The organism is Bacteroides gallinarum DSM 18171 = JCM 13658, from assembly GCF_000374365.1.
Taxonomy (GTDB): Bacteria; Bacteroidota; Bacteroidia; order Bacteroidales; family Bacteroidaceae; genus Bacteroides; species Bacteroides gallinarum.
The window spans coordinates 1-19,970 of the sequence record NZ_KB894176.1; the positions used below are offsets into that span (position 1 = coordinate 1).

Genomic DNA, 19,970 nt, shown 5'->3' on the forward strand with positions numbered 1-19,970 from the left:
CAGGAATAGGACTATAAAAATGGCATATGAAGTGAGTATGCTCTATCATCTTCATATGCCATCTTGATTTTTAGGGACATTTACTGAATATCCCTTTTTGTTCCTCTGTCCGAATTCCCGTTCTTCTGTCTGAAGAATTAAAATCCGTGTCAATCCGCATAATCCTGCGGCGAACCACCTTCCTTATTTCGCCCAGAACAGCTTCTCGGTATAAGTATCTTTATCGGCTACATCCTTGTAATACGGGTTGTAGTTCACCTCCGTGCTGGGATATCTCCAGCGGTTCGGCACATTGGATATAGTACCCGCAACTTCCGGGAATACCAGCCCCGAAGGATAACCCGTGCGGCGGATGTCGCTCCATGCCTCGCGGCTGACGAGGAAACCGAAGTGCAGCCATTTCTGCGTGATGATAGCATCCAGCTTGTCCACATATTCCGCACTGTTCCACTTGGCATCGGCAAAATCGGCAATCGCTTCGTCCGTGGGGGCATCGTAGCGGCCGCAGTTCTCTCCCGAACCTATCGAGTCATAGTAATAATACAAGGTGATAGACTGGCTGACGGCAGTCTTGAACTCCGCTTCCGCCTTCGCCATATCCTGCGCCACGCCATAGCCCATGGCATAAGCCTCCGCTTTCAGGAAATGTATCTCGGGCGAAGCCATTATCAGCATATCGAATTTGTCGTTTTCCCAAAAGAAACCCCTTTGCGTAATCTGCGAGAAACCCTTGTTGGCAGTATTCACCTCATCCTGTGCCTGCGAGTTGTAATACTCCGTCAGCTCGTCTGCTACGGTGAGGTCTGTGCCCAGGTAACGATGCTCGTCCACTTGTCCCGTTTCGCGGTTGAGGATGCTCACAGGGTTGTAGTTCAGCAAGATACGCGGGTCGTCCTCACCCTCGATATAGACGCCGCTTTGCGGGTCGCTGCTGGTCATGTCGTAGTTACCGTGTCCCAGCATGCGGTCTATGATAGCGCCGGAAGCAAGACGGTTCGTAACCCAGTCGCCCAACCCACTGCCGGCGGTAAAGTTCAGTTGTCCGGACTTCTGGTTGATGATGAAGATATTATCATCCTTCTCCTCTATCAGCGGATAACCGGCGGGGTCTTCCAAAATCTCTTTGATAGCTGCGCGCCCTTCCGCCTGCAAAGCTCCCTGTGCGGCTACGCGCATGGCAAGGCGCAGGCGCAGGGAGTTTGCATAGCGTTCCCATTTCTCCATGTCGCCTAAGTTGATAAAGTCCTGGGTATTGAAATTCTTCGGCGTGGTAACCGAACGGAAACGCGGGGCGATTTCTTTCAGCTCGTCGAGAATCGTCTTATAAATGTCCTCCGCCTTGTCGTAAGGAGCGTACGAGGCGCTGACGTCGTTGGTCAGTGGCAGGGTACACGCCTTGAAGAACGGCATATCGCCGAAAATATCCACCGTTGCGGCGAAGAAGTCGTACAACTGTACCTTGGCGGCGAGCATAAAAGCCTCGTCCTGCTCTTTCTGGCTGTCGCTCTCCTCGTTGTACAGCGATTCCATTTTGCGGTATTGCATCAGCGCCGAGTACAGATTGTCCCATTGCCCGTCTATGGAGGGCGTGTAGCCCGGGCTGTACATATCGCCGGAATTGCTGTAACCGAATGTCTGCGCATACTTGCCAACGAATTGCGAGTCGAAGCCGAAGAAACGTCCGTACTCGTAGACATCATAGTCTTTTACCTTCTGAAAGACACCTACCATGAGGTTGCTGATAGTAACCTTGTTGACCTTCGAGGGGTCTTCATATTTGCTGTCGAAGTCGGACTCCGTACAGCCGGAAGCTGCGAGCAGGAAAACTCCCGATAGTACGAACGACCTTATATTCATCTTTTTCATATCCATATCCATTTCTTTGTTAACTCTCGATTCTCCACTCTCTGTCTCTTAAAAACTTGCCCGTAACGAAACACCGAAACTGCGCGTTGCCGTGGTAGAGTTGCCCACCACTGCCTGGCTTGCCCAGGACGTTCCTACGGAAGACTCCGCGTCGTAGTTCTTCAGCGCTTTGTAGAAGTAGAACAGGTTGCGTCCGAATACCGATACACTCAGCCGCGTCATTCCCAACTTGGAAATCAGCTTTTCCGGGAACTGGTAACCTATGGTTAGCTCGCGCAGCTTGACGTACGTATTGTCGAACACCGAGTGGCGGTACGTGTATTGCTCGGCCTGCGTGCCCCAGTTGTACGTCTGGTTGTAGTAATATCCGGCAGGGATGATGCGCGTATTCTTCTCGCCCGTAGAAGCCACCACGCCCGGCAAGATAAGCCCGTCGTGGTAAACGATTTCTCCGTTAGGACCCGCAGCCAGCGAAGGGTCTACCTGTACCGGCACGCCGCTGGCATTGTTGTTGTCCGGATAGTAGTAAGACAAGCCGCCATGCTCCGTGTCGCGGTATTGCAGGGACTCCGGCGTCAGACCCGATGCGGTGGAGTACTGGTACATCTCGTTGATAACGTCGCCTCCTATGCGGAAGTCGATGCTGAAATCCAGGAACAGGTTCTTGTAAGAGAAGGAGCTGAACAAGCCGCCCACACCGTCGGGATTGATGTTGCCTACCCTTTGCAGGTCGGTCTGGTTCAGGTAAACACCCTTGTCCGACACCAGGTAATCCCCGTTCTCGTTCACCTGGGGCACTTGCACGTAGATATCACCCATAGGGCGGCCTTCTACGGCCTGTATCTTGGCTCCACCGCCGCCGATGCTGGATATCTCGAGGTATGGCACTCCTTCGGCCAGCTTCACGACTTTGTTACGGTAGATACCGTAGTTGGCAGTCAAGTCCCAGCGGAAGTTCTTGGTCTGTATCGGAGTGGCGCTTACGGAGATGTCCCAACCCTCGTTGGCTACCTCGCCCACGTTCATCAGCACATACTTCACACCCGATGTAGAAGGCTGGGGCGTGGAAAGTATCTGGTCTTTCACGCGGTTGTTATAATAAGATACGTCGAAGCCCAGCCGGTTGTTGAAGAACTTGCTTTCGAGCCCTATCTCGTATTCGTACTTCTTCTCCGGACGGATGTCGGCATTACCCCACGAAGAAGGTACATAGTTCCATGTGAAACCGTTGTCCGAGCCCTGCTCGTAGATGATGTTGGCGGCATACGTCTCCGGCGCATTACCTACCACACCGTACGAAAGACGGAGTTTACCGTGATTCCACCATTCCGGCATGCGGAAAGCATTCGAGAACAGGAAGCTGAGGTTGGCGGAAGGGTAGAAGAAACTCTGGTCTTTCAGTGTGGACGAACGCTCCTGGCGTCCCGTCAGTTCGAGGAACAGGTAGTTGTCCCAGCCCAGGCTCAGCGTGCCCATATAGCCCGTTTTCAGCAGCTCCATACGCTGCAACGTGCTGCTGGCGGTATAGCGGCTGGCGTTGAGGTCGAACCAGTTTTCCGTTACCAGGCCGCCGTTGGTGGAAACGCGCATGTTGTTCATGTTTTCGTAGCGTCCCGTCCAGCCCAGCGTGGCAGCTATGTCGAAGCGGCGGATGTTGTAGTTGAAGTTCAGCATTACATCACCGTACACGATGTCGTAGCGGCGGTTGATGTTCTGGAAGCTGCCGCTGGGGTCGAACAGCGAATTGGGGCGTTCGGTTTCGTACTCGAGCGTCTGCTTGGTATCCGTGATGTCCGTAGAGAGTTGGGCACGGAGGCTCAGCCAGTTGGTTATCTGCCAGGTGGGGCGTATCATACCGATGAGGCGGTTTTCCGTCTCCTTGCTGTGGTGGTGATACATGTTCCAGAGCATGTTCGATACACCGGTAAGGTATCCGGGGTCGTATGCCCATGACTCGTCCGGGGTAAGCGTGGCATCGCCGCCCACATACGTATTGCGGTAGCCCAGGCTGGTAACGTAGCTCTGCTTCAGGTAAGGAATATCCATGAAAGACGAGAACATGTTGGTGAAACTGCCGTACAGGTTGAGCGACGTCTGCGGGCGGTCTTTCACTTCCTGCACGAGGTAGTTCAGTGAGTATTCTATATTCAGCGGTTTTGCCAGTCTGTACGAACCCGTCAGCTTGAAGTTGTGTTTCGTAAAGCTACCCGTCAGCGAGTTGGGCACTTCGTCCGTAAAGGTATAGGAGAAGCGGTTGCTGCTCGTTTCCGTGCCTTGCGAAATGGCGAGGTTGTACGTCTGGGTCCACCCCGTGCGGAACAGCTCCTTCCAGGGATTGTCCGTAGCCGGCAGGTAGGGGCGGGTCTTGCCGTCCCAGTACAATACTTCGCTCCCGTCGTATTTCGGACCGAAGGACATATTGGTGTTATACAAGCTTTTATAGCTTTCTCCGTTCATGGTGCGTTGGTAGAAGCCGCCCGTCTGCTTTTCGTAGTCACTGTATAGCGTGTTGTAGCGTCCGGGGCCGTATACGGTCTGTACTTTCGGCAGGTAAGCGGGTAGGTTGGTGGCTACCTGTGCCGTGAAGTCCACCGTAAGCTTGCCGCTCTTGGCACGCTTGCTGGTGATGACTACCGCGCCGTTTGCCGCTTCCGAGCCGTAGAGTGCCGTGGCGGAAGCCCCTTTCAGCACACTCACGCTTTCGATATCTTCCGGATTGATGTCTACCAAGCCGTTGGAGCGTATCTGCCCGTCGTTACCGAATTCGGCGAAGTCGGTGCTTTTGCCTGTTCCGCCGTTGCGGATAGGCACACCGTCCAGGATGATGAGCGGCTGGTTGTTTCCGGTGATAGACGTCAGTCCGCGCACGTTGATAGATACTGCGCCGGCAGCACCGCCCTGCGTCTGCGTGATGCGGATGCCCGGTGCCTTGCCGTACATGGCGGAGGCAAAGTTCGTTGCTCCCGCCTTTACTATTTCGTCCGATTCGATAGTGCTGACGGCATATCCCAGCCGCTTGGTGTCTTTCTTGATACCCATGGCTGTTACCACCACTTCTTTCAGTTTCTGTGCATCTTCCCTCAGCGTCACCCTTAAATCGCCTTTTTTCTTGCGTTTTGCCAGCCTGATTTCGCGGGTGGCATAGCCCATATAGGCAATGGACAATGTTGCGTCGGCAGGAACCGTCAGTGTAAAGTTACCGTCCACGTCCGTAATGACGCCGTTGTTGGTTCCTTTCTCTATGACGCTGGCGCCGATAAGCGGCTCCCCCGTCACGTCCCTAACCATACCTTTTATCGTCTTGGTTTCTTGTGCATAGGCGTTTCCTGCAAAAAGAAATGCCAGCACCAAGCCCCCGATAATACCTAATACCTTCTGAAGGTATTGCTTCCGGTGCGAAGCGCTATCCCCTTCTTTCATGATAAACTTCATATTTCTGCAATGATTAGTATCTTGTGTAATTGAATCCGTCGGAATTTGCAGTTATCCAGGCGCAAGCCGTATGCCAAAAGCGGTGTGTAAGGCGGGTATGGCAAATTATATATATGATATTCAGTTATTTATTTTCTATAAATATCTATAATATGTATAGGTGTGGCGCAGAGGATTGGGGAAAAAATCCACAAATGTGTTCCGCAATTCCACAATCCTGTTCCTGCTTGTCCGTTCCGGGTACGGCTTTGGCGTCCGTTCTGCCGTACCTGTGTCCGAAGCTGCGCGAATAGGCAGGGGGATACCAGGCAGGAGATGCGGCGATACTTCGCAGGGAGCATGGCGATGCCTCGTGGAGAAGGCGGTGATATTTCGTAGAGAAATGCAGCGATACCTTGTAGAAAATGTAGTGATACCTTGCAGGAACTCCACTGTACACGTGGTAAAACCTCGCAATGCACGCGGTAAAATGCGGCTATCCTTTGTGATTTTCTTCGTCCCGCAGTTGCGGGCTGTACAGCCTGCAACTGGCAACTGTACGGCCTGCATATGCCAACCGGACAGCCCGCAGTTGCAAAACGGGGTTTTATTGTGCATATAGCGCGGTTTTCTATCGGGCATTGCCGCATCTTGAACGGGGTATAGCGGAGTTTAGCCTATGTCTTGTACCGGGTTGTATCGGCTGTTCGGGACTGTTGCCGGGTACGACGGCGGCGGTTGCCTCGCCCGCTGGGGTATAAGAAATCCCCCTTCACCCGCTATCCCCGGTGAATAAGGGGATGCGGAGGGTGAAGGGGGAATCGGTATGTACGGAGTTCCTGTGCAGTGAAGGGTTATTTCACTTCCCAGGTATCGTTTGTCATCAGCAGCTCCTCGAAGCTGTGGTATTTCTTCTTGGCGGATACCTCTTCAATTTGGGCGTGTACGGCATCGTCGTAAGTAGGGGCTTCCACATCGCGGATTACACCGAGGGCAATCGGGAAGTCGGGACCTTCCATTAGGGCGAGCTTCAGTTGCAAGGTATTGTCCTGGCAATGGGCGTCGTGTACGAGGATATCCTTTTCCGTGATGCCGTTTTCGCCGAGCTTCACCACTTTCAGCCCGAAACCTTCCTGCATCAGTCCGTATTCGTTGTTCTCACCGAAGAGCATGGGCTTGCCGTGTTTCAAGTAGATAGCGTTCTTGATACGGTCTTCTTTCTTGGCAACGGCGTCGTGCGTGCCGTTGTTGAAGATGACGCAGTTCTGGAGAATTTCGCAGACGCTGGCACCTTTGTGGCGGTAGGCGGCTTTCAGGATTTCCACTGTTCCGGCTGCGTCCGTGGCTACGGCGCGTGCAAAGAAGTGGCCGCGTGCGCCGAAGCAGAGCTCTGCCGGCTGGAACGGGTCTTCTACCGTACCGTAGGGGGATGACTTGCTTACGAAGCCGCGAGGGGATGTCGGGGAGTATTGTCCTTTCGTCAAGCCGTAGATGCGGTTGTTCAGCAGAATCATATTGAGGTCGATGTTGCGGCGGTTGGCATGTATGAAGTGGTTGCCGCCGATAGCCAGCCCGTCGCCGTCGCCGCTCACTTGCCATACGGCGAGTTTCGGATTGGTAACTTTGCAGCCTGTGGCGATAGCTGCGGCACGCCCGTGAATGGTGTTCATGCCGTACGTATTCATATAGTGGGGCAGGCGGCTGGAACAGCCGATACCGGAGATTACTGCCGTTTGGTGGGGAGGAACGCCTATTTCGGCCATTGCCTTATGCAGGGATGCGAGGAAAAAGTGGTCGCCGCAACCCGGACACCAGCGGGGTTGCCCTTTCTTGAAATCTTTTGCTGTATATTCGCACATAGTTCTTTTCGTTTTTAGTTTTTGATAATCTCCTCAAATGCTTGTACTAACTCGTTTACCAGGAAGGGCTGGCCTTTTACCTGGTTGAACCGGTAGGGAACGAAGCCGTCTACTTTCATACGCAGGTATCCGGCAAACTGTCCCATGTTCTGCTCTGCCACTACTACCTTCTTGTAGCGTTTCATCACTTCCGCCGTGTTCTTAGGCAGCGGGTTGATGAACTTGAAGTGGGCGAGTGCTACCTTCTTGCCTGCCGCACGGAGTTCGTCCATAGCGGCATGCAGGTGGCCGTATGTGCCTCCGAAGCCTACAATCAGCAGGTCGGCATCCTCTTTGTCGCCTTCCACTTCTACGTCGGGCACTTCGATTTTAGCAATCTTCTCGGCACGCAGGCGGGTCATCAGGTCGTGGTTCTCGGGGTCGGTAGAGATAGCGCCCGTCCTGTTGTCCTTTTCCAGTCCGCCGAGGATATGGGTGAAGCCTTCCGTTCCGGGGATAGCCCAGTAGCGGCTGCCGGTCTTTTCATTGCGCTGGTAGGGCGTCCACGAGCCTTGCATGTCGGGACGTACGTAGGGCGGCACGATAGCGGGATAATCGGCGAGCTTGGGCAGCTTCCACGATGCCGAGCCATTGGCTACGAAGGCGTCCGTCAGCAGTACGACGGGCGTCATGTGTTCCAGTGCTATCTTGGATGCCATGTAAGCGCATTCGAAGCAGTCCGTGGGCGAGGTGGCGGCAAGTACGGGCATGGGGCTTTCGCCGTTACGGCCGAAAAGCACTTGCAGCAGGTCGGTCTGTTCCGACTTGGTGGGCAGGCCGGTGGCGGGGCCGCCGCGTTGTACGTCGAGCACCACGAGCGGCAGTTCCATAATAACGGCGAGGTTCATGGCTTCCGATTTCAGGCAGACGCCCGGTCCGGAGGTGGAGGTAACGGCCAGTGCGCCTGCAAAGGATGCGCCGATAGCGGAGACGCAGCCGGAAATCTCGTCTTCGCACTGTACGGTGATTACGCCCAGCGATTTATGCTTGGAGAGTTCGTGCAGCACATCGGTTGCCGGGGTAATGGGGTAGGAGCCTAAGTAGAGCTTCAGCCCTGCTTTCTCGGCGGCGGCGATGAAGCCGTAGGCAGTGGCTTTGTTACCCGTGATATCCATGTAACGTCCGGGGGCTTTTATCTTGCTTTCAATCTTGTAGGTGTGCGCGGCGGAGGCATGGGTGTTGTGTCCGTAGTCGTATCCGACGCGGATAACCTTGATATTGGCTTCCGCTACTTCGGGCTTCTTGGCAAATTTCTCGCGGAGGAAGTCCTCGGCTATCGTCAGGTCGCGGTTGAACAGCCAGCATACCAGTCCCACTGCAAACATATTGCGGCATTTCAGCATGGATTTATTGTCCATGCCGGTATCGGCAAGGCAGTCTTTCACCATTTTGGAGATAGGGGCGGCGATGACATCCTGCTTGATTCCCATTTCTTCAATGGGGTCGTCTGTCTTGAAGGCTGCCTTTTCCAAATCCGATTTCTGGAAAGCATCCGTATCGATGATGATACATGCGGTAGATTTGGCAAACTTATATTGTGTTTTCAATGCAGCGGCATTCATAGCTACCAGCACGTCGCATTTGTCGCCGGGGGTGTAGACTTTGTTCGCACCGATGTGTACCTGGAAGCCCGATACGCCCGTCAGCGAGCCTTGCGGGGCGCGGATGTCCGCCGGGTAGTCGGGGAATGTGCTGATGTCATTACCTACCGTAGCCGAAACTGTTGAAAAGATGTTGCCGGCGAGTTGCATACCGTCGCCGGAGTCTCCGGAGAAGCGGACTACCACCTGCTCCAGTTCTTTGACTATCATGTCGTTTGCCATAACTTACGAATTACTATATATTATTTAGATATCATATTAGAAAAGTTACATTGCTGCTTTGTTGGCGGACAAATTTCGCAAAGTTAATCGGATTAACAAAACTTTTTTCGGAAAATCAGCAGAATACATTATCTTTGTACCCACATTCTATTATTATATGCAGAATCTATGCAAAAGGTCTTGTAGTTCAACGGATAGAATAGAAGTTTCCTAAACTTTAGATCCGGGTTCGATTCCCGGCGAGACTACAAAAAAAGAGGAAATCTCCGCGGAGATTTCCTCTTTTTCTATGTATGGCTTTACTTTTAAGAATTATTTAGCTTCTTCAACAGTTACTGCCTGTTCTACTCCTTTTTTGTTCTTTATCAGCATGTATGCGATAGGAGATGCAACGAACAGGGAGGACAATGTACCGAATACGACACCCAGAATCATTGCGAATGCGAAGCTGCGGATAGAGTCTCCACCGAGGATGAAGATACACAGCAATACAATCAATGTACTGAGCGAGGTGTTGATAGTACGCGCCAGGGTCGTGTTCAACGAGTCGTTGAACAGTTGCTTCTTGTTGCGTTTCGGGTAGAGACCGAAGAACTCGCGCACACGGTCGAAGATTACCACCTTATCGTTGATAGAGTAACCGATAGCCGTCAGGATAGCACCGATGAACGTCTGGTCGATTTCCAACGAGAACGGCAGGATACCCCACCACATGGCATAGAAGCCCAGGATGATGATAGTATCGCACGCCAGTGCGCATACGGAACCGATAGAGTAGGCGATGTTGCGGAAACGGAGCAAGATGTACAGGCCGATAGCAATCAGTGCCAGTACGACAGACCAGATTGCCGATACCTTGATGTCGTCCGCGATACTCGGACCTACCTTCTGCGAGCTGATGATACTGCCACCCGTATGGTTCTCACGGTCGATGAATGTTTCCAGCGTGATATTCTGGGTTAGCAGCGGTTTCAGGGTTTCGTACAGGTAAGCTTCGATTTCCGAGTCTACGTTGTTGCCGTCCTCTTGGATGCGGTAGTTGGTACTGATACGTACGGTCTTACCGTCCGCACCGATAGCGATGACGCTTACGTTGGCATCGCCGAACTTGCTGGCAATCAATTCGCGCACTTGTTCGGGCTCTACCTTGTTTTCGAACTGTACCTTGAAGTTACGTCCGCCGGTGAAGTCGATACTTTGGCTCAGGCCGCGTATGCTGAGGAAACCGATGCAGACTACGATTGCCGCACCCGTCAGCGTCATCCAAATCTTGTTCCTGCCCATGAAGTCGAAATGCACGTTCGCCATCAGGTTCTTGGAGATGCCCGTACAGAATGTCAGGTTAAGCAGTTTGTCCTTGTTCATGAAGTGTTCGTAGAACAGACGTGTCATGAACACGGCAGTAAAGAACGAAATCAGGATACCGATAATCAATGTGGTGGCGAAGCCGCGGATAGGACCGGTTCCGAAGTTGAACAGGATGATACCTGTGATGATAGACGTCAGGTTGGAGTCGAAGATTGCCGAGAAAGCGTTGGAGTAACCGTCGGCAAGTGCTTTCTTAACCCCTTTGCCTGCGCGCAACTCCTCTTTGGTACGTTCGTAAATCAACACGTTGGCATCCACAGCCATACCGAGTGACAACACCATACCGGCGATACCGGACATCGTCAGCGCTGCCTGGAAGGATGAAAGGATACCGAGTGTGAAGAACATGTTCAGCACCAGGGCGCCGTTGGCAACCATGCCCGGAACGAAACCGTACATGGCGCACATGTAAATCATCAGCAGAATCAATGCCACGATGAACGACATGATACCGGCATTGATAGAGGCCTGTCCCAAAGACGGACCTACGATGTCTTCCTGTACGATGTGGGCGGGAGCCGGCATCTTACCGGATTTCAATACGTTTGCCAAGTCTTTCGCCTGCTCGGGAGTGAAGTGGCCGGTAATTTGAGAGTTACCGCCGGTAATTTCCTGGTTTACATTCGGTGCGGAATATACATACCCGTCCAGTACGATAGCGATAGCCTTGCCTACGTTCTGCTTGGTGAGCTGTGCCCAGCGGCGTGCACCGTCCGTATTCATGGACATGCTTACGGCGGGCTTGCCGTAGTGGTCGTATTCGTCTTTGGCATTTACCACTACGTCGCCTTCCAGCGGAGCGCGTCCGTTGCGTTCGGTAGATTTGATTGCATACAGTTCGAAGGTCTGGGCTTTCGGGTCGTACTCATAAGGAGAAACACCCCATTTCAGGCGCAGGTCTTTCGGCATTTCCGCCTGAATTTCCGGCATGGAGAGGTATCTGTTGATGTCGGCGGTGTCTTTGTAGTTGGCATAACCTACAACGGGACCTTGTCCGCTGGGGTTAACCTGGAGCACTGCCAGCAACGGATGTTCTTTCTTGATTTGCTCGAGGTCGGCAGCCTGGGCTTTGTTCTCGCCTTTCAGTGCGGCGGCAAGACTGTCGGTCGTACTGGTGGCTTGTGCCACGGCAGGAGCTTCGGCGGCTGTGCTGTCTGCTTCCGCTTCGGTACTGCTTGCCAATATGGCGCGCAATTTGGCGTCTGCCGATTGCAGGTAGGAGGCGATATCTTTTGCGTTGTACGTTTCCCAGAATTCCAGATTAGCGGAACCTTGTAACAATTTTCTTACACGCTCAGGCTCTTTGATACCCGGAAGTTCCACCATGATACGTCCCATTTTGTCTTCCAGGCTCTGGATGTTGGGCTGAACCACACCGAAACGGTCGATACGGGTACGGAGTACATTGTATGAGTTGTCTACGGCTGCCTTTACTTCTTCGCGCAATACTTTCTCGACTTCTGCGTCGGAAGATTTCTGGTTTACTTTGTCTTTCAGTTGCTGGGTGGCGAACAGTTGCGAGAGAGGAGCGCCCGGAGCAGCCTTGTGGTACTCCCTGATGAACAACGTGATAACGTCCTCCTGGCTTGTGGTAGCCTGTTTTGCGGCAGTTGCCAGTGCCTGGTTGAATGCCTCGTCGGGCTTGTTGTCCGCCAGCGCCTTGATAACGTCGGGAACCGACACTTCCAGGATGACGTTCATACCGCCTTTCAAGTCCAAACCTAAACTGATTTCCATTTCACGACATTGTTTCAGCGTCCAATTGCCGAACCACACCTTCTCGTTTGCCAGAGAATCGAGGTAGTCCTGCTCCACTTTCACATCGCCTTTTGCGAACTCTTTTGCCTTATTGGTATAGTGGCGAGTTACAAAAGAGAAGGAGAGATAGAACACACACACCAGTGTGAGCAATATCGCAAAAACCCTTACAAATCCTTTGTTTTGCATGTTACTTTTAGTTTATTATGATTACTTTTTAATTGATTTCTATCGTATATAAGGCTGCAAATATAGCTTTTTTTTCACAATTCTTACTTCATACCGCGATTTTTTAACATCGGCTCTAATCGGGGCTCTGCACCCCTGAATTTCTTATAGAGTGTCATCGGGTCTTCGCTGTCTCCTTTTTCCAGGACATTATGGCGGAAAAGGTCGGCGGTAGTCTTGTCGAAAATGCCGTGCTCCTTGAATGCCTCGAAAGCGTCATTGTCCAAGACGTTAGCCCATAGATAGCTGTAATAACCTGCCGCATAGCCGCCTACGATATGGTTGAAGTAGGTGGTACGGTAGCGGGGAGCTATTTCGGGGATTAAGCCGAGCTGCTTCATCGCTTCTTTTTCGTAGGCCGTTACGTCGATGTCCCGGGCGTCCGTGAGGTTGTGCAGGTTCATGTCAAGAATGGCGGCTGCAAGCAACTCGGTAGTCATGAAGCCCTGGTTGAAGGTTTTTTGCTTCAAAATCTTTTCGATAAGGCTGTCGGGTATGGTTTCGCCGGTCTGGTAATGCTTGGCATACATTTTCAGCACTTCGGGCTGTGTAGCCCAGTGTTCGTTGATTTGCGACGGGAGCTCTACGAAGTCGCGCACTACGTTCGTGCCGGCAACGCCTTGATAGTTGCATCGGGTCAGCAACCCGTGCAAGGCATGGCCGAATTCGTGGAACAAGGTTTCCACCTCATCGATTGTGAGCAGGGAAGGAGTGTCGCCGACGGGTTTGGTGAAACTGGCTACGTTGCATACCAGTGGGCGGATGCCGCCTTTCTGTTCGCGGTAGTTGCTCATCCATGCACCGCCGCTCTTACCGGGACGCGGGAAGTAATCTACGTAGAAGATGCCCAGTTGCGAGCCGTCTGCGTCCTTTACTTCGAAAACTTCCACATCGGGATGATAAACGGGAACACCGTCGAGTTTGGTCAACGTGATACCGTAGAGTTTGTTGGCAACGGCGAATGCCCCTTCGCGCACGTTCTCTAATTTGAAGTAGGGTTTGATTTGGTCTTCTTCGAGGTCGTATTTCTCTTTACGCAGTTTCTCGGTATAATACCACCAGTCCCACGCTTCCAGCTTCTCGCCTTTGCCCTCCTTATCCATTAGTTGCTGGAGTTCGGCGGCTTCGGCCTTGGCTTTAGGCAGGGCATATCCCCACAGGTTGTTCAGGAACTCCATTACGGTGGCGGAGTTCTTTGCCATGGTGTTGTCCAATACGAAGTCGGAGTAGCAGTTGAAACCCAGCAGCCGGGCTTTTTCGAGGCGCAGGCCGATGATGTCGGCGATGATTTTCTTGTTGTCGTTCTTGTCATTGTTGTTACCGCGGTTGATGTAGGCTTTGTACATCTTTTCGCGTAGCGGACGGTTGGCGGAATATTGCAGGAACGGGATGCGGCTGGCGTTGTGCAGCGTAAACAGCCATTTCCCTTCCTGGCCGGCGGCTTTCGCCTCTTCGGCGGCACTTTGGCGGAACCATTCGGGAAGCCCGGCAAGGTCTTCTTGCTTATCCACAAAGAGCATGAACTCGTTGTTCTCGTTCAGGATGTTGTTGCTGAAGGTGATACCCAGGGTGGAAAGCTGTTTGTTCACTTCGCGCAGGCGGGTCTGCTCTTCGGCGGAGAGGTTGGCGCCGGAGCGTACGAAGTCTTTGTATGTCTTTTCCAGAAGCCTCTGCTGTTCGGTTGTCAGCCCCAGGGAATCCTTTTGTTGGTAAACGGCTTTTATTTTGTCGAACAATGCCCGGTTGAGCGAAATATTGTCCTCATGCCCGGACAGTACCGGGGCGAGTTTTATGGAGAGGGCGTTCAGGGAGTCGTTGGTTTCGGCCTCCGTCATATTGAAGAAAACGCCTTTCACACGGTCGAGCATGGGGGCGCTGTTGTCGAAAGCAACGATTACATTCTCGAAACCCGGTGCTTCGGGGTTGTCTATTATGGCCTGGATACGGGCGTTTTGCTCCTCTATTCCTTTGAGGAACGCAGGCTCATAGTGTTCCAGTTTGATTTTATCGAAGGGAGGGATACCATTCGGAGTCTGGAACTCGGTGAAGAACGGATTGCTCTCCGTCCGGGTGGTACAGGAGTACATCATACAACTTGCTGCTAAAATTAAAATACTTCTTTTCAACATAGATGCCAGGGTATTAGATAATTAGATTTTATTAATGGTTATTCGTTTTGCGAAAGGAGGCTCATTGCCGTTTGGCTATATAACACCATATCGGATAATGGTCGGAGTCTTTGACAGACCGGTCTACTGTACAGTTATAAGACCGTAAGTTCTTGCTGATTAATATATTGTCTATCCGAAAGTAGAACTTATTCTGATTGTAGGATATACCCAGTCCCCGTCCCGATTGGGTGAAGGCATCGTCCAGATGTTGTGCTATGGTACGGTGGGTGTACGAAATGGGGGTATCGTTGAAATCCCCGCAGACGATAACGGACGGATGCCGGGAGGAAGCTATCGCCCGTGCAATGGTGTCCGCCTGCGGAGCACGGATAGCGGAAGCCTCCGCCAGCTTGTGCACCAACAGCCGTACGCCGCTTTTGACTTTTTCCTTCTCGGGTGCTTTCAGCATATCTTCGTAAATGTCTTTGTCCGCTTTGGTCAGCTTGTTCGATTCCAGGTGATTGTTGATGAGGGTAATCGTATCTTCGCCCAGCTTGAGCTCGTACAATACGGAACCGTTATACCCGCTCGGGTAATCCAGGACACGGGAGGAGAGAATGGGGAACTTGGAATAGCAGGCTATCTTGTTGGTATAGCCGCTGCCGCTGCCTATGAGGTTGATGCGGTGGTAAGGGTAGGCTTTTAACTCCCGCTCTATGTCTTTTTGCGTGAGGTGGCGGGGCGACTCGTCGGATGCATACTCCTGCAGGCAGAGGATGTCGGCATTGCTCTCTTTCAGGTAAGTAAGTATCGGGTTCTTCCCGTCTTTCTTCCCGTCTCCGTCGAATCCCATGATGTTGTAGGACAGGAGTTTGATGCTTCCTTCGGGAATCTCGGAAGTATGGAAGTTGAGAGGAAGATAGGTACGCAGTTGCGAGTAGCACAGCAAAAGCCCCGTCAGGGGCAGTAAGGCGGTTTTGTACCGCTGTATGGCGAGCCAGAAAATGAGGAAACAGCCGTTGATAAGTGCGAAAATAGGAAAGGTCAGCCCGAAACAAGACTGTACCGGGTGGGATACCGGCTGGATATAAGGGCTGTATGCCGCTAATAGCAGGAGGCCTGTAAATAAAGCATTAATCGCTAAAATCAGGAGAGCGACAAAGTTACCGAAATGCTTCATACGTACACATCATCGTTTACTTGCATCGAACAAGCTCTTCTTTTCTTCCGTTGTCAGGTTTTCGTATCCGGACTTTTTCAGCTTGTCGAGGATACGGTCTATTTCGTCGGACTGAGCTTTCTTTCGGGCATTATAATCATAATCTTTCTGCCTGCCGCTTCCATAGCGGACTTTCATCCTGGGTTTCCGGGGCTTGAAACTGAATAGGGCGGCAACGGCATCCAGCGCTTTATTGAGCCATGCGGTAATGTCCGTGCCTTTGCTCAGGCTGGCTGCGAACCATAACCCTGCCAGCGCCCCTCCCAAATGGGCGATATGACCGCCGGCATTGTTGGACGTGATGAATAGCAAATCCATGCCGATAGCAATCAATGCCAGGTATTTCAGGCGCATGGTCCCGAAAAGAAAAAGGCGTATCGGGTAGTTAGGTTCCCGGTAAGCGGCAGCCGCTACGATAGCAAGCACCGAGGCCGATGCTCCCAGCATAAAAGAATATTCCGTCATCGGGCGGAAGTAGGGGAAGATATTGTAGGCTGCCATATAGAGCACTCCGCCGCAAATACCCCCCAGGATATATACCCCGCGCAAATGCTTGGCGGAGAAAAAGTTCAGGAACAAGGCGCCGAACCAATACAGCCACAGCATATTAAACAGAATATGCAATATCCCCGCATGCATAAACATATAGGTCAATACAGACCAGGGCTGGATGATAAAGCGGGAAAGGGAGGCGGGCAACTCCAGCCACTCGAACACCCCTCCGAGGCTCCGGTTGAAAAGTTGCAGTACGACCTCTGCCAATGTGGTGAGGATAAATACCGCCACATTGATATAAATCAGTTGTATATAGATAGTTCCCCTACGGAACAATTCCTTTAAATCAGTTATAATAGTAGCCATTTCCTCTGTTCTTTTTTTTCCAGTACATAATTAGTATGAAACCGAATATCATACCGCCCAGGTGGGCGAAGTGTGCGACGTTGTCGCTCGGATTGTTGGCAAGTCCCGAATATAGTTCTATCAGGGCGTATCCGATAACGAAGTATTTGGCTTTGATAGGAAACGGCAGCGGAAAGATGAACAAGGGCTGGTTGGGAAACAGCATGCCGAATCCTAACAGGATAGCATATACGGCTCCGGAAGCTCCGACGGTCGTCAGCATATTGAGGTATTCCTCCATTGGAATTACGGAATATCCGGTGTTGACGCTGTCGTATGCCGAAAGCACCGTTTCGTAGTGGATGTATTGCACGAGTTCTTGGATAAGCCCTGCGCCGATACCGCATGCGAGGTAGTAGAACAGGTAGCGTTTCGGTCCCCATACCTGCTCGAGAAGGCGGCCGAACATCCATACGGCGAACATATTGAAGAATAAATGGGTGAACCCGCCGTGCATGAACATATAAGTAATCAACTGTGCCGCATTGAAGTCTCCCGCGAGGAAGAAATGCAGCCCCAGGTATTTATTCAAGTCGATACCGTAACTTTGAGCTACAAGCGTACCGAGAAACATCAGCACATTGATGATTAACAGGTTTTTAGTAACTGTTGGTATAGTATTCATAATCTGACTTTTTCGCTTTATTTGGCAAAAGTACGAATAAATTCTGTTCTATAACAGAAAAAGGAACTCCTATTCCCTTTTTTTCTCTATTTTCCTGCCTTTTTTTAATGTTTTTATTTGATATTCAGAAATATTGCTCTACTTTTGTAAGAAGTAGTGCGGAGAAATTATCTTTTGTGTAACATATTAATTAATCAGTTGTATTTATGAATAAATCAGAACTTATTAGTGCAATGGCAGCTGAGGCTGGATTGTCAAAAGTTGAGTCGAAGAAAGCCCTGGATGCGTTTGTTACATCCGTAACGAAGGCATTGAAAGCGGGTGATAAGGTTGCATTGGTTGGCTTCGGTACATTTTCCGTTGTAGAAAGAGCGGGACGCGTAGGTATCAATCCGGCAACGAAAAAGGCTATTCAGATTCCGGCGAAAAAGGTTGCTAAATTCAAGGCTGGTTCAGAATTGATTATCGAATAAACAGAACATAGATAAAACTTGGGAAAAGGAGACGCATACAACGTCTCCTTTTTTATGGAATTAAAAATAGTTCGTATCTTTGCGCACAGAAAACACGTTTGAATCATGAATATAGAACAGAAATTGGTAACGTCCGTAACAAGCGGACTGAAAGCATTGTACGGCCAGGATGTTCCGGCCGCGCAGGTGCAGTTGCAAAAAACCAAGAAAGAATTTGAAGGACACCTCACACTGGTCGTTTTCCCTTTCCTCCGCATGTCCAGGAAAGGGCCGGAACAGACGGCGCAGGAGATAGGCGAATATCTGCAGGCAAACGAGCCTTCGGTTTCGGCATTCAATGTTATCAAAGGGTTCCTGAACCTTACGATTGCTTCTTCGGCATGGATTGAACTGCTGAACGGCATTCATGCCGATGCACAGTATGGCATTGTTTCCGCTACAGACCAGTCTCCGCTGGTGATGATTGAGTATTCTTCGCCCAATACGAATAAACCCCTCCATTTAGGACACGTCCGCAATAACCTGCTGGGCAATGCACTGGCCAATATCATCTCGGCCAACGGTAACAAAGTGGTAAAGACGAATATCGTGAACGACCGCGGTATCCATATCTGCAAATCGATGCTGGCATGGCAGAAATACGGCAACGGCGAAACTCCGGAGTCTTCCGGTAAGAAGGGCGACCACCTGATTGGCGATTACTATGTGGCTTTCGACAAACATTATAAGGCGGAAGTAAAGGAATTGACGGCGAAGTTTCAAGGCGAGGGGATGAGCGAGGAAGAAGCCAAAGCCAAGGCCGAGGCGGAATCCCCTTTGATGAAAGAGGCGCGTGAGATGTTGGTGAAGTGGGAAGCCGGTGACCCTGAAGTACGCGCCTTGTGGAAGAAAATGAATGACTGGGTATATGCCGGTTTCGACGAGACTTACCGTATGATGGGAGTTACTTTCGATAAGATTTATTACGAATCGGAAACATACCTGGAAGGCAAGGAGAAAGTTATGGAAGGTCTGGAGAAAGGTTTCTTCTACCGCAAGGAAGACGGTTCCGTATGGGCAGACCTCACGGGCGAAGGCTTAGACCATAAGCTGCTTCTCCGTGCGGACGGCACTTCCGTTTATATGACACAGGATATAGGTACGGCGAAATTGCGTTTTGCCGATTTCCCTATCGACAAAATGATTTATGTAGTGGGCAACGAGCAGAACTATCACTTCCAGGTACTCTCCATTCTGCTGGATAAGTTAGGCTTCGAATGGGGCAAGGGATTGGTACACTTCTCCTACGGTATGGTGGAACTGCCCGAAGGCAAGATGAAAAGCCGCGAGGGTACGGTGGTAGACGCCGACGACCTGATGTCCGAGATGATTAATACCGCCAAGGAAACTTCCGGAGAACTGGGCAAGCTGGACGGCCTGACCAAGGAGGAAGCCGATAATATAGCCCGTATCGTCGGCCTGGGCGCTTTGAAGTATTTCATATTGAAAGTAGATGCCCGTAAGAATATGACGTTCAACCCGAAAGAATCCATAGACTTCAACGGCAATACGGGACCTTTTATCCAATATACGTACGCACGTATCCAGTCTGTCCTTCGCAAGGCGAAAGAGGCGGACATTACCGTTCCGGCACAGCTTCCCGCAGGTATCGAACTGAGCGAGAAGGAAGAGGGGCTGATACAGATGCTTGCAGACTTCGCCGCTATCGTGAAGCAAGCGGGTGAGGATTACAGTCCTTCCCTGATAGCCAATTACACCTACGACCTCGTGAAGGAATACAATCAGTTCTATCACGACTTCAGCATCTTGCGTGAAGAGAACGAGGCAGTGAAGATATTCCGTCTCACCCTGTCCGAGAACGTGGCTAAGGTGGTGCGCCTGGGTATGGGGTTACTCGGTATCGAAGTACCCGACAGAATGTAATCGGAACACATTATGTAACCGGACACATTATATAATATGTATAACATAATATGAAAATCCCTCCTTACGGTTTCGTAGGGAGGGATATTCAGTAAATGTCCCTAAAAATCAAGATGGCATATGAAGATGATAGAGCATACTCACTTCATATGCCATTTTTATAGTCCTATTCCTGTAATTTCTCACACAATCTTACCCTACAAGACATGACGCTCGGGAAGAAGTCTGAAGACATCTTCTGCCTCTGCCTGTAAAATCATATCATGCCGCTTTCACCGTCCTGTTCCTGATCTTGTCTATCATCAGTACGGCATTTGCCGTATGTATTCCAAAGAAAATCCACAGGATTTCCGTCTTCCTGTTCCGT

Annotated in this window: 12 protein-coding genes and 1 tRNA gene; 3 read left to right on the top strand and 10 right to left on the bottom strand. The window is 51.2% G+C overall.

Translation table 11 applies throughout. The features are described 5' to 3' along the window. Window positions 1–183 precede the first annotated feature (183 nt). The 5 genes from C233_RS0120215 to C233_RS0120230 form a co-directional block, all read right to left on the bottom strand. Window positions 184–1,878 carry a SusD/RagB family nutrient-binding outer membrane lipoprotein gene (locus tag C233_RS0120215; protein ID WP_025069186.1) on the bottom strand — a complete coding sequence of 565 codons (1,695 nt, stop codon included), beginning with the start codon at window positions 1,876–1,878 and terminating at the stop codon, window positions 184–186. A gap of 36 nt (window positions 1,879–1,914) precedes the next feature. Then, on the bottom strand, window positions 1,915–5,298 hold the full coding sequence (locus tag C233_RS0120220) for a SusC/RagA family TonB-linked outer membrane protein (RefSeq protein ID WP_018669326.1): 3,384 nt from the start codon (window positions 5,296–5,298) through the stop codon (window positions 1,915–1,917). A gap of 135 nt (window positions 5,299–5,433) precedes the next feature. After that, entirely contained in the window at window positions 5,434–5,895 is a 462-nt protein-coding gene (locus C233_RS24315; protein ID WP_154656084.1) for a hypothetical protein, read from the bottom strand. 236 nt (window positions 5,896–6,131) lie between these two features. Next, window positions 6,132–7,136, bottom strand: a complete 1,005-nt coding sequence (locus tag C233_RS0120225; protein ID WP_018669327.1) for a 2-oxoacid:ferredoxin oxidoreductase subunit beta — start codon at window positions 7,134–7,136, stop codon at window positions 6,132–6,134. Window positions 7,137–7,150: 14 nt separating this feature from the next. Then, window positions 7,151–8,998, bottom strand: a complete 1,848-nt coding sequence (locus C233_RS0120230; protein ID WP_018669328.1) for a 2-oxoacid:acceptor oxidoreductase subunit alpha — start codon at window positions 8,996–8,998, stop codon at window positions 7,151–7,153. 176 nt (window positions 8,999–9,174) lie between these two features. Here C233_RS0120230 and C233_RS0120235 point away from each other — a divergent pair. Then, window positions 9,175–9,246: transfer RNA gene (locus tag C233_RS0120235), tRNA-Arg, on the top strand. 64 nt (window positions 9,247–9,310) lie between these two features. Here C233_RS0120235 and secDF read toward each other — a convergent pair. The 5 genes from secDF to C233_RS0120260 all read right to left on the bottom strand — a co-directional run bounded on the left by secDF (window position 9,311) and on the right by C233_RS0120260 (window position 17,207). After that, window positions 9,311–12,313: a protein translocase subunit SecDF gene (secDF, locus tag C233_RS0120240; protein ID WP_018669329.1), complete on the bottom strand. Its 3,003-nt coding sequence runs from the start codon at window positions 12,311–12,313 to the stop codon at window positions 9,311–9,313. 83 nt (window positions 12,314–12,396) lie between these two features. Beyond that, window positions 12,397–14,481, bottom strand: a complete 2,085-nt coding sequence (locus tag C233_RS0120245; RefSeq protein WP_025069185.1) for a M3 family metallopeptidase — start codon at window positions 14,479–14,481, stop codon at window positions 12,397–12,399. 61 nt (window positions 14,482–14,542) lie between these two features. Beyond that, entirely contained in the window at window positions 14,543–15,643 is a 1,101-nt protein-coding gene (locus tag C233_RS0120250) for an endonuclease/exonuclease/phosphatase family protein (RefSeq protein ID WP_018669331.1), read from the bottom strand. A gap of 9 nt (window positions 15,644–15,652) precedes the next feature. Next, entirely contained in the window at window positions 15,653–16,543 is an 891-nt protein-coding gene (locus tag C233_RS0120255) for a rhomboid family protein (RefSeq protein ID WP_018669332.1), read from the bottom strand. Further along, window positions 16,524–17,207, bottom strand: coding sequence for a rhomboid family intramembrane serine protease (locus C233_RS0120260; RefSeq protein WP_018669333.1), 684 nt, complete (start codon window positions 17,205–17,207; stop codon window positions 16,524–16,526). The genes C233_RS0120255 and C233_RS0120260 overlap by 20 nt, the downstream gene beginning before the upstream one ends. A gap of 206 nt (window positions 17,208–17,413) precedes the next feature. On the opposite strand from C233_RS0120260, the gene C233_RS0120265 reads away from it, so the two are divergent. Further along, window positions 17,414–17,680 (top strand): HU family DNA-binding protein, encoded by a 267-nt coding sequence (locus tag C233_RS0120265; protein WP_018669334.1) that lies wholly within the window; start codon window positions 17,414–17,416, stop codon window positions 17,678–17,680. Between the two features lie 105 nt (window positions 17,681–17,785). Then, window positions 17,786–19,603, top strand: a complete 1,818-nt coding sequence (gene argS / locus C233_RS0120270) for an arginine--tRNA ligase (protein WP_018669335.1) — start codon at window positions 17,786–17,788, stop codon at window positions 19,601–19,603. Window positions 19,604–19,970 lie beyond the last annotated feature (367 nt).